This window comes from Bradyrhizobium sp. LTSP885, assembly GCF_000938305.1.
Classification (GTDB): domain Bacteria; phylum Pseudomonadota; class Alphaproteobacteria; order Rhizobiales; family Xanthobacteraceae; genus Bradyrhizobium.
This window is the reverse complement of the sequence record NZ_JYMT01000021.1, coordinates 23,334-48,562: the sequence shown is the minus strand read 5'-3', so window position 1 is coordinate 48,562 and position 25,229 is coordinate 23,334. Positions and strand designations below refer to the sequence as shown.

The following is a 25,229-nucleotide window of genomic DNA, read 5'->3' as shown; positions in this document are numbered from 1 at the left end:
CGGCGCGAACGCCCGATATCCAACCGGGCATCCATCGCACGATCAGGCTTCGACAATGACGAAACAGATCCGGCTCAACGCCTTTGCCATGAACTGCGTGGCGCATCAGTCGCCGGGGCTGTGGACCCATCCGCGCGACCGCACCAAGGACTACAACAAGCTGTCCTACTGGACCGATCTCGCCAAGACGCTGGAGCGCGGACGGTTCGACGGGCTGTTCCTCGCCGACGTGCTCGGCGTCTACGACGTCTATGCCGGCAATCCGGATGCAGCGCTGCGCAACGCGGCGCAGACGCCCGCCAACGAGCCCTTGATGCTGATCCCCGCGATGGCCGCGGTGACCGAAAACCTCGGCTTCGGCGTCACCAGCAACCTCTCGTTCGAGCCGCCCTACCCGTTCGCGCGGCGGATGTCGACGCTCGACCATCTGACCGGCGGCCGCGTCGGCTGGAACGTGGTGACCGGCTATCTCGATTCGGCGGCGCGCGGCGCCGGCAAGGACAAGCAGACCGCGCATGACGACCGCTACGAGCTCGCGGACGAATATATGGAGCTGGTCTACAAGCTCTGGGAAAGCAGCTGGGAGGACGACGCCGCGATCCGCGACGTCGCGCGCGGCATCTTCACGGACCCAAAGAAAGTGCATCCGGTGCGCCACGAGGGCGCCAACTACCGGCTCAACGCGATCCATCTCTCGGAGCCCTCGCCGCAGCGCACGCCGGTGCTGTACCAGGCCGGCACCTCGCCGCGCGGCCGGCAATTCGCGGCCGAGCACGCCGAATGCGTGTTCATGTCGGGGCCGTCGTCAAAAATCATCGGCCCGCGCGTCGCGGCGATCCGCGAGCTCGCCGCCGCGAAGGGCCGCAACCCGGCCGAGATCCTGATGTTCTCGATGATGTGCATCGTGGTCGCTCCGACCGAAGCCGAAGCCAAGGCGAAATATGCCGAGTATCGCAGCCATGTCAGCCACGAGGGCGCGCTGGCGCTGATGTCGGGCTGGACCGGCGTCGACTTCTCGACCTATTCGCTCGACCAAGAAGTGCGCCACGTCCAGAACGACGCCGGCCGCTCCGCAATGGACAACGTCACCCGCGCCGATCCCGATCGTATCTGGACCGTGCGCGAGGTCGCCGAACATGTCGGCATCGGCGGTGCCGGCCCCGTCATCGTCGGCTCGCCCGAGCAGGTCGCCGACAAGATCGAGCAATGGTTCGAGGAGACCGACGTCGACGGCCTCAACGTCGCATTCGCGATCTCGCCCGGCGATTTCGAGGATATCGCCGATATGCTGGTGCCGGAGCTGACCAAGCGAGGGCGCTACAAGACTGAATATGCCAAGGGAACGCTGCGGGAGAAGCTGTTTGGTACGGGACGTGCCAGGCTCGACGCGACGCATCCGGCGGGGCGATATCGCGTCAAGCCGCGCGCTGCGGCGGTGGAGTAATCCCTTGGCGTCATTCCGGGGCGATGCGAAGCATTGAACCCGGAATCTCGAGATTCCGGGTCTGGTCCCTCGGACCATCCCGGAATGACGGTGTCGCTCAATTCACCGAATTGCTCACCACGACCTCGATCAGCTTCGCGCCTGGCCGACTGAACGCAGACTTCATCACGCCCTTCAGCTCCCGCGGGTCGGTCACCTTGATCGCCTCCAGCCCCAGCGACCTTGCGATGCCAGTGAAATCCACCGGCGGATCGATGAAATCCATGCCGACATAATTGTCGTCGCCGTGGAAGGCGAGCAGGCGCTGCTTGATGATGCGGTAGCCGCCATTGTTGACGATGACGAAAGTCAGCGGCAGCTTGTGGTTGGCCGCGGTCCACAACGACTGGATCGAATACATCGACGAGCCATCGCCGGAATAGCAGACCACCGGCCGGGCCGGATTGGCGAGGCTGACGCCGACGGATGCCGGCAGGCCCCAGCCGATGCCGCCGGAGGCCAGCGCGTGATAGGCATAGCGGTCGCGGTGCGGGCGCAGCGCCAGCATCTGGCGCGACGAGGTCAGGCCTTCATCGACCAGGATCGCATTGTCGGGCATCGCCTCCACCACGTGCAGCGCGAGCCAGTCCGGATCGATCGGCGAGGTGTTGGCGGCCTTCGATATCTGCTCGACCAGCGTCTTGCGCTTGGCCGCCCAGTTCTTCGACGACAGCGCGGCGAGCCCCTGCTTCGCGCGCGTCTCCAGTGCACCGCCGCCGGCTTGCTTCAACACCGGCACCAGCGCGCGCAATGTTTCCCTGACATCGGCCTTGACCGCGATCTCGGCGCCATAGTTCTTGGCGAGATCGCTGTCGACCAGGCCGACCTGCACGATGGACAAGCCATCCGGCAGCGGATCGACCTCGCTATAAACAGACATCCGCAACGGATCACCGCCGAGCGCGATCAGGAGATCGTAGGGCGCCAACACATCGCGGGCGACCTTCTGCAGGCGCGCGATCGCGCCCATGAAGCACGGGCTCTCGGAGAGGAAGTGCGAGCCATAGGGCGTGGACGACTGCCAGGCCGGGCAACCCAGCGTCTCCGCAAGGTCAGCCGCCTCGCGCAGCGCATCGCTCTTCACGATCTCGTCGCCGACGACGATCACCGGACGCTCGGCTTTGAGGATGCGCGCGGCCAATGCCTTCAGCGACTCGTCGGACGGCCTGACGCGGGTATCGACGCGGGTCGAGCGACCAAGCTCGATGCCGGCCTCGGCATTGAGGATGTCGCCGGGCAGCGAGATGAACACCGGCCCGGTCGGCGGCGTGGTCGCGATCTTGGCGGCGCGGCGCACGATCCGCGGCAGGTCTTCCAGGCGCGTCACCTCGACCGCCCATTTCACCAAGGGCGTTGCCATCTGCACCAGCGGACCATAGAGCACCGGCTCGGTCAGGCCGTGACCCTGCTCCTGCTGGCCGGCCGTGAGGATCAGCGGCGTACCGGTGAAGCTCGCATTGTAGAGCGAGCCCATCGCGTTGCCGAGGCCCGGCGCGACATGAACGTTGCAGGCGACCAGCTTGCCCGAGGCGCGGCTAAAACCGTCGGCCATCGCGACGACCAGGCTCTCCTGCATCGCCATCACATAGGTGAGATCGGGATGGTCCTTCAGCGCGTGCATGATCGGCAATTCGGTGGTGCCGGGATTGCCGAACAGATGCGTGATGCCCTCGTCCTTCAGCAGCGCCAAGAACGCCGAGCGGCCGGTAATGCGGTTCTTCATGTCTCCTCCGGAGCCGCGGGCGCGTTGGCCGACGGGATGCGGCAGATGACCAAACTTGCGCGGCGGGGGCAATCGATCGGGCGATCATGGCTGCATTCCGCAGGCGCGCGCCTGGAGCATAGAACGCCTCAGAACATCCCTTCGCGATCAGCGCGCTTCTTCTTTTTCGAACGCTGCCAGACCACGCCGGGATAGCCCTTCAGCGGCACCAGTGGCTCGCCGGTATAGGCCCATTCCTGCAGCTCCTCGATCGCGATGTGATAGAGCGGCTGGCGGCCGGTGCGGCCCGAGAACAGCGCGCGGGGAATGTTGACCATGTGTGGCGAACGAGGACGTTCATAGACGATCGGCGTGCCGCAATTGGTGCAGAAGCTGCGCGCCGTCTTGGTCGCGGCATCCTCGTAACGCGAGAGATCGCTTGCGCCTTTCGTGATTCGAAAACGCTTGCGCCAGCTTCCGACATAGGTCGCATAGGCAGCGCCATGCGCGCGACGGCTGGCCGGTGTGTGATCGTGCCACGCCCAGCGCGCGGGCACGTCGATCTCGAAGCGCACCTTGCCGCACAGGCATTGCCCCGCGGCGGGTTTTGCCAGCGCCACGGGTTTTGGCTTTTTGGGCGCCTCGAACTCGTCGTCGTCCGGAAACATCGGGTTTCTCCGGCTTTCTTGTAGCCCGGATGCAGCGAAGCGTAATCCGGGAAGCCACACGCCGCGGCCGCGAATTGCGCTTCGCTCCATCCGGGCTACGAAGACTCAGGCCTGCGCCAATTCATCGTGCGCGGGATAATCCGTATATCCCTTTTCCTCGCCGCCATAGAAGGTCGCGCGGTTGTAGGGCGTCAGCGGATAGCCGTGCTGCAGGCGGCGCGGCAGATCCGGGTTGGAGATGAAATAGCGGCCGAAGGCGATGGCATCGGCATGGCCTTCCGCGATCGCACTCAAGGCGCTTTCGCCGACAAAGTTGCCGGCGGTCAACAACACGCCGCTCCACATCGGGCGGTACAGCACCATCGCGGACGGCACATTCTGCCAATTGACCTCGGCACGCCCCGTGCCGGAGGCGCGCGGCTCGATGAAATGCAGATAGGCGAGCCCGAGCTTGTCGAGCGCCGTGATGGCGTGGCTGTAGAGCGGCATCGGATCGGCCTCGCCGCTGCCATTGGCGATGCCGTAGGGCGACAGTCGCACCCCGACGCGGTTGGCGCCCCAGACGTCGATCGCGGCCTGCGTCACCTCCAACAGGAAGCGGACGCGGTTGTCGATCGATCCGCCATATTGGTCGGTGCGCAAATTGCTGCGCGACTGCAGGAACTGCTCGACCAGATAGCCATTGGCGCCGTGAATCTCGACGCCGTCGAAGCCTGCGGCCAGCGCATTCTTCGCCCCCTGGCGATAGGCCTCGACCATCGCAGCGACCTCGCCGGTCTCGAGCGCACGCGGCGTCTCGTAGTCGACCACCTTGCCGTCAGCCGTCATCGCCTTGAATTCGGAGGAGATCGCCACCGCCGATGGCGCCACCGGCAGCGCGCCGCCGGGCTGGAACGAGGAATGCGAGACACGGCCGACGTGCCAGAGCTGCAGGAAGATGATGCCGCCCTTGGCGTGGACGGCATCGACCACCTCGCGCCAGCCCGCGATCTGCGCCTCGCTATAGACGCCGGGGACGCCGGGATTGCCAAAGCCGGTCGCGACCACCGGCGAGGCCTCGGCGATGAGCAGCCCGCCCGGCGTGGCGCGTTGCGCGTAATATTCGGCGTTCAGCGACCGCGGCGCGAGACTCGGCCGCGCCGCCCGCATCCGCGTCAGCGGCGCCAACACGACGCGGTGCTTGAGCTGGTAGGGACCGATTTGCAGAGGAGAAAACAGCGACGGAGGATTCATGCCTGCCCCAGATATTCTTGTACGATTTCCCGTTATCTAACGGGTTCATCTTGTTCGCAAAAGCCTGTAGTGGCAATCTACTGAGGAGACTAGCAGGCTTGCCATGTCGAAACCGAGCGCCACATTCCTCCCTTCCCTGAGCGTCCGCATTGATCTTGATGCCGAGGGCAGGATCGGGCCGGGCAAGATCCAGCTCCTGGAGAACATCCGGGAATGCGGCTCGATCTCGGCTGCCGGCCGCGCCATGGACATGAGTTACAAGCGTGCCTGGGACCTGGTCGACGAGATCAACCGCATCTGCCGGCAGGCGGCGGTGGCGCGGCAAACCGGCGGCAAGAATGGCGGCGGCGCGGTGCTGACCCCGTTTGGCCTCTCGCTGGTGGCACGCTACCGCAAGATCGAGCGCGATGCGGCGACCGCCGTGCGCAAGGATCTTGAGGCGTTGAGCAGCGACATCGGCAAGCCGAAGCGGGCTGCGGGGCGGTGAAAGCACAAAGGCGGCGGCCGTCGCAGGGCGCGTTGCCAAAATATCGAAAACAACCCCATGCAAAGTAGCCGGCGGCGGCCGGCGTTCGACCAGGCGACGGCAACTTGACACGTCGGGCAACTCAGGGATATTATTCTAATATTCCGAAATCGTATAAACGTTGGGGTGGGGGGCTTCTCTCCGCACGCGATCGCCGTGGGACCTGTACCCCCTCACCCGCCGCGCAAGAGCGCGGCGACCTCTCTCCCGCAAGCGGTGAGAGGTGAAGGCGGCAACTAGCCCGTCTTGATCCAGACGGCCTTGACGTTGAGATACTCCTCCACGTGCTGCTTGCCGGACTCGCGGCCGTAGCCGCTCATCTTGTAGCCGCCGAACGGCACGGCTGGATCCATCGCCTGGTAGCAATTAACCCAGACCGAGCCGGCGCGCAGCGCCTTCGCAACCTGGTGCGCCTTGCTGACATTGGTGGTCCAGACGCCGGAGCCGAGACCGAAGGTGGTGGCATTGGCGCGCTTGATCAGTTCGTCCGGATCCTTGAACGAGATCGCCGAGATCACAGGCCCGAAAATCTCCTCCTGCGCGATGCGCATGTTGTCCTGCACATTGGCGAACACGGTCGGCTGCACGAAGTAGCCCTTTGACAGCGCGCCCTCGGTGAGGCGACCGCCGCCGGCGAGCGCCTTGGCGCCCTCCTTCTGGCCGAGTTCGAGATAGCCCGAGACGCGATCGAGCTGATCCTTCGACACCAGCGGCCCGATCTGGGTGTTGGGGTCGAGGCCGTTGCCGACCTGCAGCTTCTTGCCGAACTCGGCGACGCGACCGACGAATTCGTCATAGACCTTCTGCTCGACGAACAGCCGCGTGCCGGCGCTGCAGATCTGGCCGGAATTGGCGAACACCGCCATCGCAGCACCGGGCACCGCTGCATCGAGATCGGCATCGGCGAACACGATGTCGGGCGACTTGCCGCCGAGCTCGAGCGAGACGCGCTTGAGGTTGCCGGCCGAGGCGCGGATGATCGACTGGCCCGTGACATGCGAGCCGGTGAAGGCGACCTTGTCGACATCGTGATGCGAGGCCAGCGCCGCGCCCGCGGTCTCGCCATAGCCGGGCACGACGTTGACGACGCCGGGCGGAATACCGGCTTCCATGCAGAGCTCGGCGAGCCGCAGCGAGGTCAGCGGCGATTCCTCGGCCGGCTTCAGCACCACGGTGCAGCCGGTCGCAATCGCCGGGCCGATCTTCCAGATCGAGGCGGTCAGCGGGCCATTCCATGGGATGATGGCGCCGACCACGCCGATCGGCTCCTTCAGCGTGTAGGAGAATATCTCGCCGGGCAGCGAGTTCTCGATGGTCTCGCCGTGGATCGCGGTCGCCTGGCCCGCGTAATAGCGCAGCATGCCAAGCGAGCGCAGCTTGTTGCCGCGGGTGCGGCTGATCGGCGCGCCCATGTCGAGCGTGTCGAGCTGGGACAGCTCCTCGAAATTGGCTTCGACGAGGTCGGCGAGCTTGAGCAGCAGGTTCTGCCGCTCATACGGCCTGACCTTGCTCCACGGGCCCTCGAAGGCGCGGCGCGCGGCCGCAACAGCCCGGTTGATGTCCTCGGCATCGCCCTCGGCGACGGTCGCGAGCAGTTCGCCGGTGGCCGGATTGTGGGTCTCGAATGTCTTGCCGGAGGCCGCGTCGACCCATTTGCCGTCGATCAGCATCTTCTTGTAGGAGCCATCGGCATAAGGATGGCGCGTGATCGGAATTGCCTGCGAAACAGCCATGTTTGCACTCCCTGAATGTCGGCTGGGGTCTTTGAAAGCGTTATATCCTGGATTCTACAGCGCCGGCGCGAAACCGTAAAGCCGAGCGGACGTTGATGAGGACGGCGCGCATGAAGACCTCCCATGCGCCTGCGTGCAGGCTGCGCGTCCTGTGCTAGCCTAAACAGGATGCTCGCCACAAATATGTCTGGAGACCGATGATGCCCCATCCCGCGATGTCACCCAATCATGTTGCCGTGATCACCGGAGGCGTATCCGGCATCGGGCTTGCCGCCGCGCTGCGCTTCGCGAAAGCCGGCATGAAGGTCTGCATCGCCGATCTCGGTGCTATCAGGCTCAAGGAAGCCGAAACAAAACTGTCATCTGCCGCGCCGGGTGGTGTCGCCGACATCATGACGGCCGAAGTCGACGTCAGCCGCGCCGACGAAGTTGCGAACTTCGAAGCCGCCGTGACAAAGCGGTTCGGCGGCACCGATATCCTGATGAACAATGCCGGCATCCAGCCGGGCAGCACGATGTTCGGGCCAGCAGACAACTGGCAGCGCATCCTCGCGGTCAATCTGTGGGGCGTCATCAACGGCACACAGGCCTTTGCGCCCAACATGATCAAGCGCGGGCGGCCGGGGCTGATCATCAACACCGGCTCCAAGCAGGGCATCACCACGCCGCCGGGCGATCCCGCCTACAACGTCTCCAAGGCCGGCGTGAAGGCCTTCACCGAGGCGCTGCAGCACGAGCTGCGTAACACCGACGGCTGCAAGATATCAGCGCATCTGCTGATCCCGGGCTTCGTGTTCACTGGCCTCACCGCACACGGCCGCACCGAGAAGCCGGCCGCCGCCTGGACCGCGGAGCAGACCGTCGACTTCATGATCGCGCACCTCGACGCCGGCGATTTCTACATCCTCTGCCCCGACAATGACGTACCGCGCGCGCTCGACGAACGCCGCATCCTCTGGGCCGCCGGTGACATCGTCGAGAACCGCCCGCCGCTGTCGCGCTGGCACCCGGATTTTGGTGATGCGTTCGCCGCGTTCGTGAAGGGGAAGTAGGCCCCTCCGTCATTGCGAGCGAAGCGAAGCAATCCATCTCGCCGCTTGCGGAGACATGGATTGCTTCGTCGCTACGCTCCTCGCAATGACGAGGGGACTCTCAATTCGCCCGCACCCGCATCTGCGTCGCGGGCTGCGCCACCAGCGCCTCGCCGAGCTCGCTCTGCTGGGCGCGCGGGATCGAGAAGCAGACGCTGAAGCCGTCAGTGGTTTTCAGCGTCATCATGCCCTGGGTCGGATCGCTCGACTGTTCGATCACCCAGGAATCCAGCGGATAGGCGTGGCGCAGGCTCTGGTCGCCGAAGCGGGTTTGCAGCGCCTTGCTGATCAGCCCGGGCAGCGTCATAACCAGCGCGCCGACCTGGTTGATCGACAGCCGGATCGTTGCGGGCTCGCCCTTGCCGTCGACGAACCCCAGCGAAATCGCGCAGCCGTCGGGCGCGATTTCGCAGGTGGTGAGTTCCTGGGTCTCGATCTGCATACCGGCACTCCGGATCATATCTTCGTTATATTCACTAGAATATATCGGTCCGGTAGCGCGCGTCCAGCCGTGAAGTTAATAGGCCGTGGCTCCCCCACCGCAGACGTGATATATGACGGGATATAGCGAGACCCGCGAAGGGTCCGCCGACCCAGGGAGAGCGAAGCCTATGAGTGATTACAAACTTCTCATCGACGGCAAGATGGTACCGGGCGACCAGACCATGGCGGTCCTCAATCCGGCGACCGAGGAAGTGCTGGCGCAGTGCCCGCGCGCCTCCAAGGAACAGCTCGACCAGGCCGTCGCCGCAGCCAAGGCCGCTTTCCCTGCTTGGGCCGCAACCCCGATCGAGGAGCGTCGCAGGCTCATCGTCAAGATGGCTGAGGTGATCGAGGCCAATGTGAACGAACTCGCGCACATCCTGACCAGCGAACAGGGCAAGCCGCTGGCCGACGCCACCGGCGAAGTCATGGGCATGGCCGGCTTCTTCCGCTATCTCGGCTCGCTCGATCTGCCGATGCGCGTGATCGAGAATTCCGGCGACCGCAAGGTCGAGGCCTATCGCCGCCCGCTCGGCGTGGTCGGCGCGATCATTCCCTGGAACTATCCGCTGCTGATCCTCGCGTTCAAGCTGCCGTCGGCGCTGCTCGCCGGCAACACGCTGGTCGTGAAGCCCGCCCCGACCACGCCGCTGGCATCGCTGCGGTTTGCAGAATTGGTCAAGGACGTGCTGCCGAAGGGCGTGCTGAACTTCATCGCCGACGCCAACGACCTCGGCGATCACATGACCAAGCACCCGGATATCCGCAAGATCTCCTTCACCGGTTCGACGGCGACGGGCCAGAAGGTGATGGCGAGCGCGGCGCAGACCCTGAAGCGGATCACGCTGGAGCTCGGCGGCAACGATGCCGGTATCGTGCTCGACGACGTCGATCCGAAGAAGGTCGCACCCGGCATCTTCGAGGGCGCGTTCCAGAACTCCGGCCAGGTCTGCCTCGCCATCAAGCGGCTCTATGTGCACGAGTCCGTCTATGACGAAATCTGCAACGAGCTGGTCGCGATCGCCAAGAACACGGTGGTCGACGACGGCGCCAAGCAGGGCACCAAGCTCGGGCCGCTGCAGAACAAGATGCAGTACGAGAAGGTGAAGGCGTTCCTCGACGATGCCCGCAAGAACGGCAACGTGATCGCCGGCGGCTCCGCGATGGACCGTCCCGGCTACTTCATCGAGCCGACCATCGTGCGCGACATCAAGGAAGGCTCGAAGCTGGTCGACGAGGAGCAATTCGGCCCCGTGCTGCCTGTGATCAAATATTCCGACAAGGATGACGTGATCCGCCGCGCCAACGCCACCAATTACGGCCTCGGCGCATCGGTGTGGTCGTCCAACATCGAGCGCGCGCACGCGGTCGCGACCCAGATCGAGGCCGGCACGGTGTGGATCAACAAGCACCTCGACATGGCGCCGAACATCCCGTTCGGCGGCTCCAAGCAGTCGGGGATCGGGACTGAGTTCGCCGAGGAAGGTCTCGCCGAGTTCACCCAGCTGCAGATCATCAACGGCCCGCCGGCCGCCTGATCCGAACACTTGCGATCGCGGCGCAATGGCGCCGCGGTCGCTCCCTCGACCACCACGAACAGAGACGTTGATGTTCGACGCCCAATGCGACCTTGCCGCCCTGGTCTATGACCACCACGATGATCCTGACGCGGTGCTGCGCGATTTCGCCACCGAGCTGAATGCGCAGGGTTTCCGGGCCATCGGCATGGTGCAGGCCGGACAATGCGCCGATTCCAGCCTGTCGGCTGTGCTGGTTCATAGCGGTGAAACGCTGCTGCTGGCGCAGGACCCCGTCCCCGGCGCAACCGGCTGCAAGCTCGATTTGGCGCGGCTGCGGACGCAGGCACCCGCGTCGCCGGTGCGCTGGAGGGTGGCGCCGACATTCTGATCGTCAACCGCTTCGGCAAACGCGAGCGCGACGGCAAGGGGCTTGCCTATCTGATCGAACGCGCCCTCGACGCCGACATTCCCGTCGTCATCGCGGTGTCACGCAAGAGCTTTGCGGACTGGATCACATTCGCCGGCGGCATGAGCGTGAAGCTCGCCTGCGATCGTCAGGCGCTGGACTCGTGGTGGCGCAGAGTCTCGCTGCGGAATGCGGCCCAGATCGCGCCGGATCACGTCACGGTGTGCGAAGTTTTCAAATAGCCGATCCGAACGCTCACAGCGTTTCCTGCTTGTGGCCGCACTGCTTGCAGGCGTATTTGACGCGGGTCTCGCCCTTGTCCGCCTGCAGCCGGTTCGGCGCGCCACATTTGCCGCAGACCGCCTCGATCCGGGTCGCGCCGTGCTTGACGACGAGGTTCCGCTTTTCCATGGTTTCGCGGATCAGGCGCTCGGCCTCCTCGCGCATCGTCTGCTTCGACATGATCCATACCGGTCGTTGGTTGCGGGCGCGGTCATAGCACGACCGTATGCCGCTTCAACAGCGGATATCGGGCCGTAGTAACCCTGTCGGGTCGGCGCGTAGCGTCATTTGACGTCTGGAGTCAGCGCCAACAGCCGCCGCACCAGCGCCAGCGCGGTTTCGGTGGCGGGGTCGGCGGCGGTGACCGGCACCGCCAGCACGATCAGGTCGAGCGGATCATGTGCCAGCACGATGACATGGGTCGCGCTGTTGGCCGTCATCAGCGAAACCATGCGCTCGACCGCAGGCTCGGTGGACGCGAGCCCCCACGGCGCATCGGACCGGCGCAGCACCCGCCTGGAGCTATTTCCGTTCCGATGGAATCGGAACGGAGCTCCAGATTCTTGTTTTGACGCGTTTTCTTCACGCGAACCGGTCTCCACTTCGCTCGAAAACGCTTCGGCCGCCAGGAAATCGCGCAACAGCGGCGGATCGTACAGCGCCAGCTCGCTTTCACGGAATCTGCGCGCGCTTTCGAAGATCGGGTGGCGCGCCAGCTCGGCGATCAACTGATCCCGGGTTTGCGCCGGTGAAGCGGCAACCGAATTGAGCACGCCCGGCTCCTGCGATTCGAACAGCGCCCGCAGTGTATCGGTCATCAGGCCGATGGTCAGCACGCCGGCGATCGCAACCGCAACGAAGCGAATGATCTGCGCGGCATCGACATCTTCAGCCATGAAGGCGGCGGCAAAGCCAAGCAGGCCCGAGCTGATCAGCCGTAGCGCCATCATCGCAAGCCCGTGCCGGCGCGTCTCGGCACCGCCGCCGGCGATCAGCATCACGGTCACCGTGAGCAGCGCGCCGAGTGCGCCGAGCCGGACCGGAATATCCGGAAACAGCGTGCGGAAATCGGTGAGGATGAACGGGATCACCACCAGCGCGCCGACCGCAAGCCGCCCGATGCTGCGGTTTTCCGACGCCATCAGCGCCGCGCGGTCGCGCGTCGCCAGCAGAAGCGCGCAGGTGGCGAAGCCCAATAGCTGGAACAGCGCCAGCGTGATTGCATACGGCATCGCGAAGCGCTGCAGCCCGAATGTGCCGCCGAGGCCGAGCAGGATGCCGCCGGCGAGTGCTGCGATCTTGACGGCGCGCGGCGCGTGACGCCGCAAAATGCCCTCGGTGACGATCAACGCGCCGAGCGGGATCAGCGAGGCCGGGATCACCGAGAGGCGATCGAGCACCACGCTGCCGGTCCACCACGCCAGCCCGCGATCCAGGAACAGGATCGCGATCACACCAAGGGCGATCAGCAGGCGGCGGGTCAGCGGGCTCACGGGATCGCGCCGGTAGAACGTCATCATCGCCACGGCCAACCCGATGGCGCCGCAGAGATTGACGATGGAATCGGCGATCGCGCCCGAGGTCATTTGCCGCCCGTCGGTTCGGGACCGTGCTTGCGCGGCCGCAGCGTACCGAAGGCGCGCGTATCGTCCAACCAGTAGACGACCGGCAGCACCAGCCGCTGCAACGCCAGCACCGCAGAGGCCGCCAGCAATGCCGGTAGCGAGCCGTGCGGGACCTCGCTTGTGAGATAGCGACGCGCGCCGGCGAGATCGATGCGACCGAGCTGCAGCACGTCATCACCACGGTCATAGTCGAGCTCGCGCTCGCAAAAATCGTTGTAAACCGCGTTGCGATGCTTGGGCGCGATCTCGAAGGTCTTCTTCAGCGCATCCGAGCCGCCGGTATAGGCGTTAGTGATGACAGAGCGCGCCTCGTCGAAGCCAGCCTCCGCGCCGACCCCGAACACCGCGCGATGACGCGCCATGATGCCGCGCGCGAGCTGCAGATGGGCAAAGCTCTGCCGCGCGCCCGGCAGCGGCGACGGGTAGACGTCGGAAAAAGTATCGCTGACCATACCGACCACTGAGGGAACCTGGCTGACGTTGGAGATCCATTTCGGCCGCAGCCCGTCGCGCGCGAACAGCACCAGCGCGGTCAGGCCGTAGAGCACCCAGGACAGCCCCTGCCCGCGCACATCAGGGTCGACCATCACAAGGCCGAGATGAGTGACTTCGGTCGGCTCGCCGTCGAGCACGACATCCATCAGCGAGAGCGCGTTGAAGGCGATCGGACGCCCGCTCTCCTCCTCGCAAATCAAGGTGACGACGACGCGCGACAACCGTTCGGGTTCGCCCGAGAAAATGCCGTAGGTCAGGCTCTCCTGCGGCAGCGTCTTGGCGGCGACGCTGCGCAATTGCACGACCAGTTCATCAAGCTCCGCCTTCGGTAACGATAGTCCCGGCGATTCGACGATGCGGGTGCGCTGGCCCGCCTGGGTGCGCAGCGTGAGGTCGATGGTCGGCTGCGACAGCGCCTTCAGCCAGAAGCCTGCATGGCCGGCCAGGCGGTCGAGAACCGCACGCACCTTCGCAAAACCGTTGGCCGCGCGCGATGCCGGAGTGCCGTTGTCCGATGACGCCATGTGTCCTGCCCGTGATCGGCGCGATTTGTGCACGTCAGCCTGTTAAAGCGCGATGAGCGCCAGCTGACGCCGTTTGTCGCAGGGTAAACGAGCCGTTCCGGAAACGGGACAAGTTTATCCCGACAGACCGAGGACCATCCACGTCATTGCGAGCCAACGGGTCGCGCGAATGCGCGCCCGATGACAGGCTCCGCGAAGCAATCCATCCCTCCGCGGACGCGGAAAGATGGATTGCTTCGTCGCTACGCTCCTCGCAATGACGGGGAAAGAATTGGGCCACTATCCTCTCCCGCGAAAAGCGGCGGGTGAGAAACACCCGCCGCTTCCTTTGATTCCGGCTTACGCCGCCTTGGAGACTTCCATCAGCAGGCGCTCGGCCTTGGCGTCCTCGATGCGGTTCACGAACTTGCCGCTCTCGTAGTTGTCGCGCACCGTCTTGGTGAGGGTGATGCAGGTCTGGACCAGCATCACGATGCCCATCGTCAGATAGCCCTTCATCCAGAGATCGATCGGCAGGAAGAACACGCCGACGGCGAGGAGGAAGGCGGAGGCCGCGAAGGACGCGTAGGTGAAGGTGACCCAGGAGCTGCTGTGGGGTTGGATGGTCTGGTTCATGGTACTCTCCTTGATGATACGAGGTTTGAGGGTTCAGGTTTGGAATTAGGCAGCGGGCGGGCGCCTGGCTTTCAGCCGTGCCAGCACGTCGTCGGCGGTCGATTTCATGCGCGGGCCAAAACCCTGCTCGGCGAGTTTCTCGGCGGTCGTGAGCGGCCCCGAGGCCGCGTCGATCTCGAACAGCGCGTCGTCGGCGGCCTGGGCTTCCATCTGCCGCTCGCGCAGCCGCTTCAGCGTGGCCTCCGCCTCCGGCAGCGTCGACTCATAGGGACGTGCCGCCTCGATGCCGCTGCGGCGCAGCGAGCGCACCGCCTCAGAGGCACGCGCCAGCCGGCGGCCACGGTCGAGTTCGGAGATGCGCGCCTCTGCATTGGCGACGTGGCGCTTCAGCCGCGTGATCTCCGAGGCGAACAATGTGCGGGCGGTCATCGCGGCATCGCGCTCGGCCTCCAGATTGGCGATCGCCTGCGCCGCTTCGCGGGCGAGATCCTCGCGGCCGCCCTCGATCGCTGCGGTCGCGCGGACTTCGAGATCGGCGATCCGGTTGTTGGTGGTCTCGAGCCGCCGGCCCTCCTGCTGGTCGCCGGCGATGGCGAGCGCCAGCGTCCGCTTCGAGCGGTCCACGGCGGCCGCCGCGTCGCGCACCTGCTGGTCGAGGACGACGAGCGCCGTGCGGTCTTCCAGTTCTTCCTCGGCTGCGGCCACGGTACCGCGGAAAATCGTCAAAACAGTTTTGAACATTTGGTCACTCCCTGCTATGAGCATCGCTCATGAATCTGGTATAGCACGCTCTGAACATTGCTCAAGAAATATTTGAGCGTCGCTCAAGTACTTCGTTAACGGCAGGTAAATCATGTCCAAGGCATTGGAAAGACGCGCCAAACTGCGCGAAGCACTGATCGAGGCCGCCGAACGCGCGATTGCGGCAAAAGGCCTGGGCGGCCTGAAAACACGCGAACTGGCGCAGGAAATCGGCGTCGCCAATGGCGGCGTCTACAATTTGGTCGAGGATGTCGACGAGCTGATCCTGCGCGTCGGCTCGCGCACACTGGCGCGGCTGGACGCGTCGCTGTCGCTGGCCGAGATCGGCGGCTCGGCCAGCCAACGCGAGATGCTGGTGCGGATCGCGGTCGCCTATTGCGACTTCGCGGCGGAAAATCTCGAACTGTGGCGCGCGCTGTTCGAGCACCGCATGCAGCCCGGCAAGCCGGTGCCGGAATGGGCTGTCAGCGAGCAGATGGAATTGTTCCGCCACATCTACAAGCCGCTCGCCGCGCTGTTCCCGCAGCGCTCAGCCACACAGCTCGGCGTCACCGCGCGCAGCCTGTTCTCCGCCGTGCATGGCATGGTCGCGCTCGGGCTGGAGCAGAAGCTGATCGCGGTGCCGCTTCCCGCACTGCGCAACGAGATCGCAACCCTGACGCGGGCGATGATCGACGGGCTGACGGCGAAAAAAGAATAGCGCGTATCCACGATGCATTCGGGCAACACTCGTCGGGAAGCTTGACGAGCTGCATTTTCCGCCATTGCCTGTCCATATCGTGATCCCACCATCCGTGGCGTCGCATGCTTGGCTGTGCAATCCGGCTCCGAAAGAGCCTTTCCGAGGGACCGTTTACGAGGAGCTTTGGAGGCTGGGATGATGAACTCGCGGCGAATGGGAGTGGCGGCGTTGTTCGGAGCGATCGTTCTCCCGAGCGCGATTGTCGCGTGGCTCGCTCATGGTTCAGCCGGTATCGAGAATGCTGGTGCACCGGTCGTCGACCACCCTACCCCAATTGTCGTCGCCGAACCGGTCGCACCACAGCCAGCCGCGATGGACAGCGTCGCTGCCGGTAGCGCTGATACGAAAGCCACGGACGGATCAGAGCCGGCGGCAACCGCCGTGACGACGACGACCTCGGATAAGGCGGAAGCGACGGTCGAGGCCGCTTTAACCGACCCCGCGCAGGTCCTGCTGCCCGCAGCGGAGCCGCTGCAGGGGCCCCCCGCAAGCACACCGGATCCCGCGCCTCGCGACGCCACCAAGGCGCTCAATTCGGTCGAAATTCTTGACGAGTGCTGGGTCGTGGGCGCCTGCGTCGACCGGTACCTGTGGGCGCTCTATCAACGGGCGCCCAAGGAGGACACCATCAAGGTTCCGGAGCAGAGCAAAATAGAGGTCAGGAAGAAAGGAAAAATGGTGACTGTCACCAGAACGGTCACCAGGCTTGTCGATGAGGATTTCGCCTGGAAGGATCCGAAGGCAGCCGTAAGAGCCGGGATGTCGATGATGGACTACGTCATCGGCGGCGTGACTCCGAGCTTCAAGCTGAAGCTTTTCCATGTGCTTTACACGGCGGAGCAGGCCGGCCTGTCGCCCGGCATCACCAGCGCGTTCCGCGATGACTACCGCCAATCGATTGCAAGCGGCCTCGCAGCGGCCAGCAACCGGTCGTACCATGGCGGCAGCCTCCGCGGCGGCTATGGCCATGGGCTCGCAGCCGACGTCGTCAGCGTCGATGGCGCGACACGCGACGAGCGATGGGCGGCCTCGGAGCGGCTCTGGAAATGGATCGATGCACACGGCAAGGAGTTTGGGATCGGGCGCCCCTATCTCGACAGGGATCCGGCGCATCTGGCACCGATCGACGGCCAGGAATATGCAGGTCACCGCGGGACCGGGACGCATTTGGCGGGATTGGCGTCGAAGAAGCGCAACCGGGACAGTCACGGCGGGGCAAAACACCCGAGAACTGCAAAGTCATCGAAAGTGAGAACGATCTGATACCGCCACGCGGCATTGCCGCGTCGATTTCTGCTGCCAGGCCAACGGTAGCATTTTGCCTTGGGCATCCCCATATGGGGTGGATGGCAAACTGGCAGAAATCCGGCAAACGAGAACCACCCAGGACCAAGGCTGAATTGCGCGAGATGCTGACCGAGGCTGTGCGCAACACGCCCAACCCGGAGCAGGCGTCGCAGCGCCCGGCGAAAGCCAAAAAGATCGCGGCTGGAGCCGCCGACGCCGACTAGGCCTCGCGGCCCGGCCGACCGAATTCCACGCGCGACGAGCGCGAGATTTTCCGTGAAGGAGCAGTATGCGCAAGCTTCCCAACCCCACCGAACAAGAAATGATCGAGGGGCCCCAAGCTGTATCTTTTCAGATTGCGAATGGAAACGCGCGGCAGGACTGCGTTCTGCAAACCACCTTCCCGACGAAGGCACAGGCGCACAAGTACCTTCTCACAAATTGGCCGACCATCGAAAAGATGGCCCGCGACGCCCTTGCGGCGGGAACCATTGAAGGCGGCCAGATCAAACTCATGATGGACTGAACAGAAGCGGCGATGATGCGATCGGGTCGTCCGGTGCCGGAAGCGCCCTGACCTCATGGCTCCATCGTGTAGGAGCGGCCAGATTCGAGCGCGTAGATGGTCAGAAAGCGCAGCGGGCGTTCCGGGTCGCAATTGCGAAACAGCGTGTGTGGGATATCGGCGCGATCCTGCAAGGTCTCGCCGGCCCGATACTCTCGCGGATCATCGCTGCCATAAGCGGACTCGGCAACGCCTTCGACGATGAAGATCACGCCGCCAACGGGATGCCGGTGCAGCGGAGCGACGCCACCGGGTGGATAGGTCACCTCGACCACGACAAGCTCCCGATGATCGCCGGGCAATGCAAGACGTTCGAGAACCTTGCGCGTGACACCCGCAAACCCGGTCTGTTGGGCACTTGCCTGACCGTCGATACTCTCACCCATTGGACATCCACTCCCCTCGAGCATTGAGTCGTTGCAGCTCGATCATATCGCGGCGCGATTGACGACAAAGACACCTTTTGGTCAAAGCCCTTGCCTACAGTGTACGCGCGTTGCAAGATTCTCGCGCCGCGTCAGCTTTGTGAGGGGAAGCATTGGTCACGGGATCTTGCATGAGAACGAGTATGTTGGCTGCGCTTGTGTCCAGGGTCGCTTTGGCGCTAATCGTTGGAACTGCCGGACTCTTGCCAGCGTCTTTGGCGCGCGCCGCGTCCGCGCCCGACTGTTCCACGTCGGCAACGCTGGCGGATTGGGGCGAGAATTCGACCGGCGACATTGACGTCAAATCCGGGGAAAGTTGCCTGTTGCCAATCGGGATACGCGGCACGGTGACCGATTCAGCGATTTCGCAAAAGCCGGAACACGGCAAGCTGAAGAAGGTCAACGCATCGACCTTCGAATACACGGCGAAGGCCAAATACAAGGGAAGCGACACGTTCGCCGTCAAGGCAACGGGCCAAGGGCCGAAGGCGTCGGGCACCTCGGTCATCACGGTACACGCGACGATCAAATAATCGATTTCGCGCCGTCTCCGACACTGCTTGTCGAGCGATGCGCTCCGCCGCGTGCCGGGATTGATGGCACGCGACGGTTCTACCCCAATCGGGGGCTTAGGCCGGGCGTGCGCCGGTGTGAATGATCGACCCGACGTGCTGGCCGCGCAGCGCCGCGGTGAGGCGGCCGGGAACGAGGCCATTCACGACCTGCACGCGCGCGATGTGGCGTGCATTCGCCATGACATCGAGAAGCGCGGGATCGAGCGGCAGCGTGCCCTTGTGCTTCGCAAGGTCAGCGGCACTGGTCTCGCGGAGCAACTGGGCACTCTTGCCGTCGGCACCATTGGGATCGACGGTATACACCCCATCGACATCCTCCACGATCGTGAGCCCGGCAGCGCCCAGCGCGTCAGCGAGCAGGAACGCGCCGGTGTCGGCGCGGTGGAGCGGGATGCGCGAGTTCGGGAACTCATGGTGATGATAGGGCGGAAAGGCGCTGCCCACGACCGCGCGGGCCGCGGACAAATGAATGGCGAGCTGGCTCGCGATGGTGGGATGCTCGATGTAGGAGACGCCCTCCGGCGCGAGCAGGCTCGCAAGGATGTGACCGTTTTGCCCGGCCTCGCTCGCCGCGAGCGGCGCAAGCGACCCGACCGGCAGTCCGAGATCGAGGCCGACGCTGTAGAGATGGCGGGCGCGGATACCGGCGCCGGTCAGGATCAGCAGACGATGCTCAGGCAGCAGCGATCGCAACTCATCCACCAGCGGCAAGATCGCCTCATGGCCGCGATCCATGACGCGGCCGCCGATCTTCACGACCTGCAGCCAGGGGAGAAGCCGGATCGGGCGGCTACCTGCGACAGGGCGGGTGAGATCGCCGTCGAGCAGGGTCTGGCGCGCGAGCGGCGAGGCGACATGCTTGATCTGGTTGGTGTCAGCCATGATGTCTCTCTCTAGCTCGCGGTGATGATGGTGCCGACATGCTCACCCGCGAGCGCGCGGGTCAGGTTGCCGGGAACGAGGCCGTTCACGACTTGCACCTCGCGCACGTGGCGCGCCGAGGCGAGTAGATCGAGCACCGGGAATTCCAGGATCGAATCCTGCAACCCCTTGGCCTTCATCTCCGCCACCGAGATCTTCGGGATGAAGGTGGCGCTCTTGGAAGTCTTCGGGTTCGCGGTGTAGAGGCCGTTTTCGTCCTTCACATAGATCATCGCCTTGCAGCCGAATTGTTCGGCCACGAGGAAGCATCCGGCATCGGTGCGGTAGGGCGGGATGACGCCTTCGGCCGCGGGACGCATCCAGAGGCCATAGGGCGGCATGCCGCTGAAGATGACGGCGTGCACCTCGGCCAGGTAGAGCGGCACAGCCGAGAGCGCGGCGCCGCTGACGGCGGAGATGCCGTGCCTGGCAAGGAGCTGCCCCAGCATCGCAGCATTCTGATCGGCGACCGAGGCGCCGAGTTGCGAGAGCACGCCGGCCGGCAGGCGAAGCCCGGCCGCGATCGAGTAGAGATGCCGGGCCCGCGTGCCGGCTCCGGTCCCGATCAGCATCTTGTGGGCCTTGCGGGCGGCGACGATCTCGTCGACCAGCGGATAGACCGCAGCACGGCCACGATCGATGACGCTCTGTCCACCGATCTTGATCACTGTAGCGTCCGGCAGGATCCGGAAGTCGGGCGCCGCTTCCGCCGCAGCCAGAAGCTGCGGATCGGTGAGCGAACGCTGCATCAGGAGCTGCTCGAGCTCCGCGATCGTGTCAGTCATGAGAAACGTCCCTTCTCCAATGCGTTGAAGCACCGTTCAGTGGGCCCGCGAGCCGAACCGGTCTCCACCGGCGGTCTCCTCGAGCCCCGCATCTGGATTGCAGTGGTAGCGATAGTTTGCGTGCGTCTCAAGGCACAACGGCACGGTCATTGGTCGTGCATGCCGGATTGACGCGGTCGGGTGCCGAGCTCCGAATTCGGAGCACGTGAAAGCCGTCGACTTGGTCGTCTGGCCACCGGCCCGGACGGCCGGTCAAAGCGCGAGCTGGATTCGATCCTCGCCGTCACCTTCCGACTTCGCCGGCACGGCGCAGCAGATCAGCACTTCATCATCGGCCACCGCGGCGGTGGGCTCCTTCACATAGGTCACCTCGCCCGCCAGCAATTTGGTGCGGCACGATCCGCAACTCCCCGCCCGGCAACTGAACGCGGGGCTGAGGCCGCGCGACTCTGCGAGCTCGAGCAGTGTCCCGGACTCCGGGGTCCAGCGCGCCTCCTTCAGTGACGAGGTGAAGGCCACTGGCACCGGACTCGTCGCAGCCGGCCGGCGCGGCGTTGTTGCAGCGGCCAGGTCGGGCTTCCTCAGCAGTGACGAGGGACCGAACGCCTCGGCGTGGATCCTGTTGTCCGCAACGTTGTAGTTCCGCAAGCCGTCGTAAAGCGATTGTGTGAACTGCGGCGGCCCGCACAGATAGAAGTCGTAGTCGTTGAACGGCAACAGGCGCGACAGCAGTGCCATGTCGATCCGCCCCGCAACGTCGTAGTCGACGCCTTCCTCGGCGCCATCGACATTGCTGAGCACGCGGATGATCCTGATAGCGCCACTGGCGGCGTTGGCGAGTTGCTGCAATTCACTGCCGAAGGCACGGTCCTGTTTCGAATGCGCCGCCTGGAACAGGATCGTCGGCCTGACGCCGCGGATGCGCAGGCCCTCGTAAACCACATGGCGCAGCATCGCGAGCATCGGTGTGATCCCGACGCCACCGGCAAGCAGCACCGCCGGCCGCTTCTCGCGCGCATCGATCGTGAAAGCGCCGTTCGGCGCGCGCGCCTCGATGATGTCGCCGACCGCGATCCTGTCGTGGAGATGCTGCGACACCAGACCGTCGCGCTTCACGCTGATGCGGTATGTCCCGTCCGACGGCGCGACGGACAGCGTGTAGGTCCGGATCACAGGCTTGTCCGTCCCTGGCAATGACAGCCGGATCGGCAGATGCTGTCCCGCCTGATGCGGCAGCAGCCCGGCCCCGTCATCCGGCTGCAGATGAAACGAACGGATCGAGGCGCTCTCGTCGACGACCTTTGTCACCTTGAACGGACGCCACTGTGTCGCAAGCTCGGCGGCCCGGATCCGATCGGCGGCCTGCGTCCAGTCGCCCGTCATCAGCGCGTTCGGCGACCAGCCGTTGGTCTGGAAAGCCCAACGCAACGGTAGCGCGCCCCGCCTTCGCACCACACGGCGGGCGCGGAAACTCCAAAGGCGTTCGGCGCCCTGAAATGCCGCGATCTCAGGTGAATCCAGCATCACCTCGGCATCGCCGGTCATCTGCAGCAGGTCGCCGGTTTCGAAATCGACGAACACCAGCCCGGCCTTGCCGTTCAGCAGCATGTTGCCGAGCGTGTTGAAGAACAGATTGCCGGCAAAATCTGGGATCGTCAGCGTGCCGTCATCGCCGACACGGACGAAGCCCGCATTGCCGCCGCGATGCGAGACGTCGACCTGGCGACGGTCCTCGCGCTCGGCGTAGGACGCGACGAAGAACGTATCGGCGGCCTTGATCATGTCGCGCGCGGCTTGATCAAGACCGGAGTTCTCCTCGACCTGCCCCGTGAAGGCCTCGCTCGGCTCGCGCACGAACCTGAAATCCCGCAATTGGATGTACTGCGGACAATTTCCAAAACTCTGATCGAGGTCGAAGCTGAGCGCTTTGCCTGATGATGCGCGAAGCATCCCATTCGCACGATTGCGGCGCCTCGTGTGCAGTTCGATTCCCAACAGCCCGATGGCGTCGCCCGCTTGCGCGCCCTCGCTCGCGGGATCGGTGGGGTCTGGCTTCGCATCGATCTCGAGGCTGCGCGGTGTCGGCGAGGAGATGAAGCCGGGTCGGCCTGCCACCAACGTGGCCCAAGCGTCGCCGCTGCGGTCGACGCTGCCCAACACGACGAAAGGAATCTGGGCGTAGAACTCGCGATGCTGGTCCGGCATGAAGTCCCGCACGGCCCGCTCGCCTACGGCCAGCATCCGTTCGGAAACACCGACCTTCTGCTGGATCGCCTTTTCCCCGGCATGCCAGGTCGCCAACCTCGTTTTGGATCGCCTGTCGCTCATCGTTTCGCCCTCCCCTTCGGGGTTGGACGGGCGCGCCCCGCAAGCGCGCCCGGTCAGCGCGTCATGCAGCAGCCGCCAGACCGACCGCCGTCTTGGCGAAGGGCACGAAGCCCGGCAGCGCCTCGATCCGCCGCAGCAGCGCGTTGACACGAGGATATGCGGACAGATCGACGTTGCCTTCAGGCGCACTGGACAGATAGCTGTACAGCGCCACGTCCGCGATCGTCGGCCCGGTGCCGACCACCCAATCGCGGTCGGCCAGATGGGCCTCAAGCCGCTTCAGCAGGACATGCGCGCGGCCAATCACATCCTCCGGATTGAATTTTGCGCCGAACACGGTGACGAGCCGCGCCGCCGCCGGGCCAAATGCCACGTCCCCGGCGGCTACCGACAGCCAGCGCTGGACACCGGCGGCGCCCTTCGCATCCGTGGGCAGCCAGTCGGTTCGGCCAAGTTTTGTCGCGAGGTAAACCAGGATCGCGTTGGAATCGGAAATCATGGTGCCGTTGTCGTCCAACACCGGCACCTGGCCGAACGAATTGAGCGCCAGGAATTCCGGGGTCTTGTGCGCACCCGACTTCAGGTCGACTTCGACCAGCTCATGCGGAATTCCGAGCAGCGACATGAACAGGCGCGCGCGATGCGCGTGACCCGACAAAGGATAGTGATAGAGCTTCATGATGCCGTTCCCGAGATCGTGGACGGGGTCATTCCCGATCCGCGACCTGAAGATGGCTCATTGCAGTCGTAATGATAATTATCGGAATCGACACTTCATTATTGCAGTTACCGCAACAATATGGCCATGATGAGGACTTCGAGGGCCAATCAGACCACCAACTCCGCGCGGTGAAGCCGCCCCTTTGAGGGGGGCGGCTTCGTGGTCGATCAGCGCATCACGAACGGGTTGGCGGGAACGTCCTGGGCGGTCGAGATCCAGACGCTCTTGGTTTCCAGATACTCGCGGACCGCATCGATGCCGCTCTCCCGCCCGACACCCGAATACTTCATGCCGCCGAACGGCATCATGTAGCTGATGGCGCGATAGGAGTTCACCCACACGGTGCCGGCGCGCAGCTGCTTCGGCACACGGATGGCGCGCGCGAGATCCTTGGTCCAGATACCTGCGGCAAGGCCGTAGATGGTGTCGTTGGCGATCCGAACGGCATCGTCCTCGGTGTCGAAGCCGATGATCGAGAGCACCGGCCCGAACACTTCCTCACGCGCGATCCGCATCGAGTTGTCGACATCGGTGAAGATCGTCGGCTCGACGAACTGGCCGCCGATGATGCCGGCGCCGGACGCCGGCTTGCCGCCGAGCAGGCAGCGCGCGCCCTCTGCCTTCGCGATATCGATGTAGTCGAGCACCTTCTTGTACTGCGCAGGCGTGGTGATCGGGCCGACATTGGTGTCCGAGCGCATCGGATCGCCGATCTTGGCGGTCCGCGCCAGCTCCAGAACGCGTTCGACGAACTTGTCCTTGATCGAATTCTGCACCAGCAGGCGCGATCCGGCGATGCAGGTCTGCCCCGTGGCTGCGAATATCCCGGAGATCGCGCCCGCCGCCGCAGCGGTCAGATCGGCATCCTCGAAGACGATGTTGGGGGACTTGCCGCCGAGTTCGAGCGACACGCGCTTCAGGCTTTTCGCCGCGGTCTCGTAGACCTTCGCGCCGGTCGTGTCCGATCCGGTAAAGGTGATCTTGGCGACGCCGGGATGCGAGATCAGCGCGGACCCGGCCTCGGGTCCGAAACCGGTGACCACGTTGAAAATGCCATCCGGAATCCCGGCCTCCTTGGTCAGCGCGGCAAATTCCAGCGTGCTGGCGGAGGTGAATTCCGACGGCTTGACGACAACGGCGCAGCCGGCGGCAAGCGCGGCGGCGCATTTCCAGGCGACGAACAGCAGCGGCGAATTCCAGGCGGTGAGCGCCGCAACGACGCCGACCGGCTCGTGCGTCGTGTAGGCGAAGGTATCAGGCTTGTCGATCGGCACCAGGCCGCCTTCGAGCTTGTCGACCAGCCCGCCGAAGTACCACCACCATTCCGAATGGTAGCGCACCTGGCCCAGCATCTCCGCCATCAGCTTGCCGTTGTCGCGCACCTCGATCTCGGCGAGACGCTCGGCATTCGCGGCAACGAGGTCGCCGAGCTTGCGCATCGCCTTGCCGCGCGCCGACGCCGTCATCTTCGACCACGGGCCGCGCCACATCGCCTCATTGGCCGCCTTCACGGCCTTGTCGGCATCGGCGGCGGACCCGCGCGGAATCTTCGCCCAGGCCTCGCCGCGATAGGGATCGATCGTGTCGAACCATTCGCCGTTGGCGGGGTCAACATACTGGCCGTTGATGAAAAGCTGGTAGGTTTTCACGGTACTCTCCCGTCGAGGCTAGACGATGCATAACGATATAATGCATTCCGTGACGTCGTGACAACGAAGGGCGCTGCAGCGCT

25 protein-coding genes and 1 pseudogene are annotated in these 25,229 nt (G+C 64.7%); 10 read left to right on the top strand and 16 right to left on the bottom strand.

The window, feature by feature from the left end; all coding sequences use genetic code 11:
* Positions 1-55: 55 nt before the first annotated feature.
* Complete coding sequence (locus tag UP09_RS14115; RefSeq protein WP_044539158.1) at positions 56-1,444, top strand: LLM class flavin-dependent oxidoreductase; 1,389 nt, start codon at positions 56-58, stop codon at positions 1,442-1,444.
* A gap of 97 nt (positions 1,445-1,541) precedes the next feature.
* Here the strand turns inward: UP09_RS14115 and UP09_RS14110 are convergent, their stop codons facing one another.
* From UP09_RS14110 to UP09_RS14100, 3 genes are all read right to left on the bottom strand, one after another.
* Complete coding sequence (locus tag UP09_RS14110) at positions 1,542-3,206, bottom strand: thiamine pyrophosphate-binding protein (protein WP_044538804.1); 1,665 nt, start codon at positions 3,204-3,206, stop codon at positions 1,542-1,544.
* Between the two features lie 128 nt (positions 3,207-3,334).
* Complete coding sequence (locus tag UP09_RS14105) at positions 3,335-3,853, bottom strand: GFA family protein (RefSeq protein ID WP_044538803.1); 519 nt, start codon at positions 3,851-3,853, stop codon at positions 3,335-3,337.
* 105 nt (positions 3,854-3,958) lie between these two features.
* The gene (locus UP09_RS14100; protein WP_044538802.1) at positions 3,959-5,086 is read right to left on the bottom strand and encodes an alkene reductase; all 1,128 of its coding nucleotides are present in this window, start codon (positions 5,084-5,086) and stop codon (positions 3,959-3,961) included.
* 103 nt (positions 5,087-5,189) lie between these two features.
* On the opposite strand from UP09_RS14100, the gene UP09_RS14095 reads away from it, so the two are divergent.
* The gene (locus UP09_RS14095; protein ID WP_044538801.1) at positions 5,190-5,573 is read left to right on the top strand and encodes a winged helix-turn-helix domain-containing protein; all 384 of its coding nucleotides are present in this window, start codon (positions 5,190-5,192) and stop codon (positions 5,571-5,573) included.
* 275 nt (positions 5,574-5,848) lie between these two features.
* Here UP09_RS14095 and UP09_RS14090 read toward each other — a convergent pair whose 3' ends face one another.
* Positions 5,849-7,345 carry an aldehyde dehydrogenase family protein gene (locus UP09_RS14090; protein ID WP_044538800.1) on the bottom strand — a complete coding sequence of 499 codons (1,497 nt, stop codon included), beginning with the start codon at positions 7,343-7,345 and terminating at the stop codon, positions 5,849-5,851.
* A gap of 200 nt (positions 7,346-7,545) precedes the next feature.
* On the opposite strand from UP09_RS14090, the gene UP09_RS14085 reads away from it, so the two are divergent.
* Positions 7,546-8,397 carry an SDR family NAD(P)-dependent oxidoreductase gene (locus tag UP09_RS14085; protein WP_044539157.1) on the top strand — a complete coding sequence of 284 codons (852 nt, stop codon included), beginning with the start codon at positions 7,546-7,548 and terminating at the stop codon, positions 8,395-8,397.
* A gap of 100 nt (positions 8,398-8,497) precedes the next feature.
* Here the strand turns inward: UP09_RS14085 and UP09_RS14080 are convergent, their stop codons facing one another.
* Entirely contained in the window at positions 8,498-8,878 is a 381-nt protein-coding gene (locus UP09_RS14080) for a hypothetical protein (protein ID WP_044538799.1), read from the bottom strand.
* 169 nt (positions 8,879-9,047) lie between these two features.
* Between UP09_RS14080 and UP09_RS14075 the strand changes: the two genes are divergently transcribed.
* Both UP09_RS14075 and UP09_RS38985 read left to right on the top strand, forming a co-directional pair.
* Positions 9,048-10,457, top strand: a complete 1,410-nt coding sequence (locus UP09_RS14075) for an aldehyde dehydrogenase family protein (RefSeq protein WP_044538798.1) — start codon at positions 9,048-9,050, stop codon at positions 10,455-10,457.
* Positions 10,458-10,482: 25 nt separating this feature from the next.
* Positions 10,483-11,087 (top strand): annotated as a pseudogene (locus UP09_RS38985) (DUF2478 domain-containing protein).
* A 13-nt stretch (positions 11,088-11,100) separates the two neighbouring features.
* Here UP09_RS38985 and UP09_RS14060 read toward each other — a convergent pair.
* From UP09_RS14060 to UP09_RS14040, 5 genes are all read right to left on the bottom strand, one after another.
* Positions 11,101-11,307: a hypothetical protein gene (locus UP09_RS14060; protein WP_044538795.1), complete on the bottom strand. Its 207-nt coding sequence runs from the start codon at positions 11,305-11,307 to the stop codon at positions 11,101-11,103.
* A 104-nt stretch (positions 11,308-11,411) separates the two neighbouring features.
* Positions 11,412-12,713: a hypothetical protein gene (locus UP09_RS14055; protein ID WP_044538794.1), complete on the bottom strand. Its 1,302-nt coding sequence runs from the start codon at positions 12,711-12,713 to the stop codon at positions 11,412-11,414.
* Positions 12,710-13,771, bottom strand: a complete 1,062-nt coding sequence (locus tag UP09_RS14050; RefSeq protein WP_197082669.1) for a GNAT family N-acetyltransferase — start codon at positions 13,769-13,771, stop codon at positions 12,710-12,712. Before UP09_RS14050 ends, UP09_RS14055 begins: the two co-directional genes overlap by 4 nt.
* 339 nt (positions 13,772-14,110) lie before the next feature.
* Positions 14,111-14,386 (bottom strand): YiaA/YiaB family inner membrane protein, encoded by a 276-nt coding sequence (locus tag UP09_RS14045; protein WP_044538793.1) that lies wholly within the window; start codon positions 14,384-14,386, stop codon positions 14,111-14,113.
* A 45-nt stretch (positions 14,387-14,431) separates the two neighbouring features.
* Positions 14,432-15,127 carry a PspA/IM30 family protein gene (locus UP09_RS14040; protein WP_044538792.1) on the bottom strand — a complete coding sequence of 232 codons (696 nt, stop codon included), beginning with the start codon at positions 15,125-15,127 and terminating at the stop codon, positions 14,432-14,434.
* 112 nt (positions 15,128-15,239) lie between these two features.
* Here UP09_RS14040 and UP09_RS14035 point away from each other — a divergent pair, with 112 nt between their 5' ends.
* The 4 genes from UP09_RS14035 (at position 15,240) to UP09_RS14025 (ending at position 17,703) form a co-directional block, all read left to right on the top strand.
* Positions 15,240-15,848, top strand: coding sequence for a TetR/AcrR family transcriptional regulator (locus UP09_RS14035; RefSeq protein ID WP_044538791.1), 609 nt, complete (start codon positions 15,240-15,242; stop codon positions 15,846-15,848).
* 195 nt (positions 15,849-16,043) lie between these two features.
* Entirely contained in the window at positions 16,044-17,153 is a 1,110-nt protein-coding gene (locus tag UP09_RS38500; protein WP_245301984.1) for a ribonuclease E domain-containing protein, read from the top strand.
* 74 nt (positions 17,154-17,227) lie between these two features.
* A complete protein-coding gene (locus tag UP09_RS37590) occupies positions 17,228-17,401 on the top strand; it encodes a hypothetical protein (RefSeq protein ID WP_156164595.1) in 174 nt (57 codons plus the stop codon).
* A 65-nt stretch (positions 17,402-17,466) separates the two neighbouring features.
* Complete coding sequence (locus UP09_RS14025) at positions 17,467-17,703, top strand: hypothetical protein (protein WP_044538790.1); 237 nt, start codon at positions 17,467-17,469, stop codon at positions 17,701-17,703.
* A gap of 53 nt (positions 17,704-17,756) precedes the next feature.
* Here UP09_RS14025 and UP09_RS14020 read toward each other — a convergent pair whose 3' ends face one another.
* A complete protein-coding gene (locus tag UP09_RS14020) occupies positions 17,757-18,128 on the bottom strand; it encodes a cupin domain-containing protein (RefSeq protein ID WP_044538789.1) in 372 nt (123 codons plus the stop codon).
* 386 nt (positions 18,129-18,514) lie between these two features.
* Here UP09_RS14020 and UP09_RS38495 point away from each other — a divergent pair, with 386 nt between their 5' ends.
* Positions 18,515-18,700: a hypothetical protein gene (locus tag UP09_RS38495; protein WP_245301944.1), complete on the top strand. Its 186-nt coding sequence runs from the start codon at positions 18,515-18,517 to the stop codon at positions 18,698-18,700.
* A 96-nt stretch (positions 18,701-18,796) separates the two neighbouring features.
* Here UP09_RS38495 and UP09_RS14010 read toward each other — a convergent pair whose 3' ends face one another.
* From UP09_RS14010 to UP09_RS13990, 5 genes are all read right to left on the bottom strand, one after another.
* Positions 18,797-19,624, bottom strand: a complete 828-nt coding sequence (locus tag UP09_RS14010; RefSeq protein WP_044538787.1) for an amino acid kinase family protein — start codon at positions 19,622-19,624, stop codon at positions 18,797-18,799.
* An 11-nt stretch (positions 19,625-19,635) separates the two neighbouring features.
* Positions 19,636-20,448 carry an amino acid kinase family protein gene (locus UP09_RS14005; RefSeq protein ID WP_044538786.1) on the bottom strand — a complete coding sequence of 271 codons (813 nt, stop codon included), beginning with the start codon at positions 20,446-20,448 and terminating at the stop codon, positions 19,636-19,638.
* A 252-nt stretch (positions 20,449-20,700) separates the two neighbouring features.
* The gene (locus UP09_RS14000) at positions 20,701-22,776 is read right to left on the bottom strand and encodes an FAD-binding oxidoreductase (RefSeq protein ID WP_044538785.1); all 2,076 of its coding nucleotides are present in this window, start codon (positions 22,774-22,776) and stop codon (positions 20,701-20,703) included.
* 61 nt (positions 22,777-22,837) lie between these two features.
* A complete protein-coding gene (locus UP09_RS13995; RefSeq protein ID WP_044538784.1) occupies positions 22,838-23,455 on the bottom strand; it encodes a glutathione S-transferase family protein in 618 nt (205 codons plus the stop codon).
* Between the two features lie 209 nt (positions 23,456-23,664).
* Positions 23,665-25,146: an aldehyde dehydrogenase gene (locus UP09_RS13990; protein ID WP_044538783.1), complete on the bottom strand. Its 1,482-nt coding sequence runs from the start codon at positions 25,144-25,146 to the stop codon at positions 23,665-23,667.
* Positions 25,147-25,229: the final 83 nt, after the last annotated feature.

Excerpts from the sequence above, each read along its gene's own strand:
- UP09_RS14045 (WP_044538793.1), bottom strand. The coding sequence starts at position 14,386 with ATGAACCAGACCATCCAACCCCACAGCAGCTCCTGGGTCACCTTCACC.
- UP09_RS14000 (WP_044538785.1), bottom strand. The coding sequence starts at position 22,776 with ATGAGCGACAGGCGATCCAAAACGAGGTTGGCGACCTGGCATGCCGGG.
- UP09_RS14055 (WP_044538794.1), bottom strand. The coding sequence starts at position 12,713 with ATGACCTCGGGCGCGATCGCCGATTCCATCGTCAATCTCTGCGGCGCC.
- UP09_RS14085 (WP_044539157.1), top strand. The coding sequence starts at position 7,546 with ATGCCCCATCCCGCGATGTCACCCAATCATGTTGCCGTGATCACCGGA.
- UP09_RS37590 (WP_156164595.1), top strand. The coding sequence starts at position 17,228 with ATGGGGTGGATGGCAAACTGGCAGAAATCCGGCAAACGAGAACCACCC.
- UP09_RS38500 (WP_245301984.1), top strand. The coding sequence starts at position 16,044 with ATGGGAGTGGCGGCGTTGTTCGGAGCGATCGTTCTCCCGAGCGCGATT.
- UP09_RS14035 (WP_044538791.1), top strand. The coding sequence starts at position 15,240 with ATGTCCAAGGCATTGGAAAGACGCGCCAAACTGCGCGAAGCACTGATC.
- UP09_RS14050 (WP_197082669.1), bottom strand. The coding sequence starts at position 13,771 with ATGGCGTCATCGGACAACGGCACTCCGGCATCGCGCGCGGCCAACGGT.
- UP09_RS14025 (WP_044538790.1), top strand. The coding sequence starts at position 17,467 with ATGCGCAAGCTTCCCAACCCCACCGAACAAGAAATGATCGAGGGGCCC.
- UP09_RS14010 (WP_044538787.1), bottom strand. The coding sequence starts at position 19,624 with ATGGCTGACACCAACCAGATCAAGCATGTCGCCTCGCCGCTCGCGCGC.
- UP09_RS14005 (WP_044538786.1), bottom strand. The coding sequence starts at position 20,448 with ATGACTGACACGATCGCGGAGCTCGAGCAGCTCCTGATGCAGCGTTCG.
- UP09_RS14075 (WP_044538798.1), top strand. The coding sequence starts at position 9,048 with ATGAGTGATTACAAACTTCTCATCGACGGCAAGATGGTACCGGGCGAC.
- UP09_RS14105 (WP_044538803.1), bottom strand. The coding sequence starts at position 3,853 with ATGTTTCCGGACGACGACGAGTTCGAGGCGCCCAAAAAGCCAAAACCC.
- UP09_RS14090 (WP_044538800.1), bottom strand. The coding sequence starts at position 7,345 with ATGGCTGTTTCGCAGGCAATTCCGATCACGCGCCATCCTTATGCCGAT.
- UP09_RS13995 (WP_044538784.1), bottom strand. The coding sequence starts at position 23,455 with ATGAAGCTCTATCACTATCCTTTGTCGGGTCACGCGCATCGCGCGCGC.
- UP09_RS14110 (WP_044538804.1), bottom strand. The coding sequence starts at position 3,206 with ATGAAGAACCGCATTACCGGCCGCTCGGCGTTCTTGGCGCTGCTGAAG.
- UP09_RS14020 (WP_044538789.1), bottom strand. The coding sequence starts at position 18,128 with ATGGGTGAGAGTATCGACGGTCAGGCAAGTGCCCAACAGACCGGGTTT.
- UP09_RS14115 (WP_044539158.1), top strand. The coding sequence starts at position 56 with ATGACGAAACAGATCCGGCTCAACGCCTTTGCCATGAACTGCGTGGCG.
- UP09_RS14100 (WP_044538802.1), bottom strand. The coding sequence starts at position 5,086 with ATGAATCCTCCGTCGCTGTTTTCTCCTCTGCAAATCGGTCCCTACCAG.
- UP09_RS14095 (WP_044538801.1), top strand. The coding sequence starts at position 5,190 with ATGTCGAAACCGAGCGCCACATTCCTCCCTTCCCTGAGCGTCCGCATT.
- UP09_RS14060 (WP_044538795.1), bottom strand. The coding sequence starts at position 11,307 with ATGTCGAAGCAGACGATGCGCGAGGAGGCCGAGCGCCTGATCCGCGAA.
- UP09_RS14080 (WP_044538799.1), bottom strand. The coding sequence starts at position 8,878 with ATGCAGATCGAGACCCAGGAACTCACCACCTGCGAAATCGCGCCCGAC.
- UP09_RS14040 (WP_044538792.1), bottom strand. The coding sequence starts at position 15,127 with ATGTTCAAAACTGTTTTGACGATTTTCCGCGGTACCGTGGCCGCAGCC.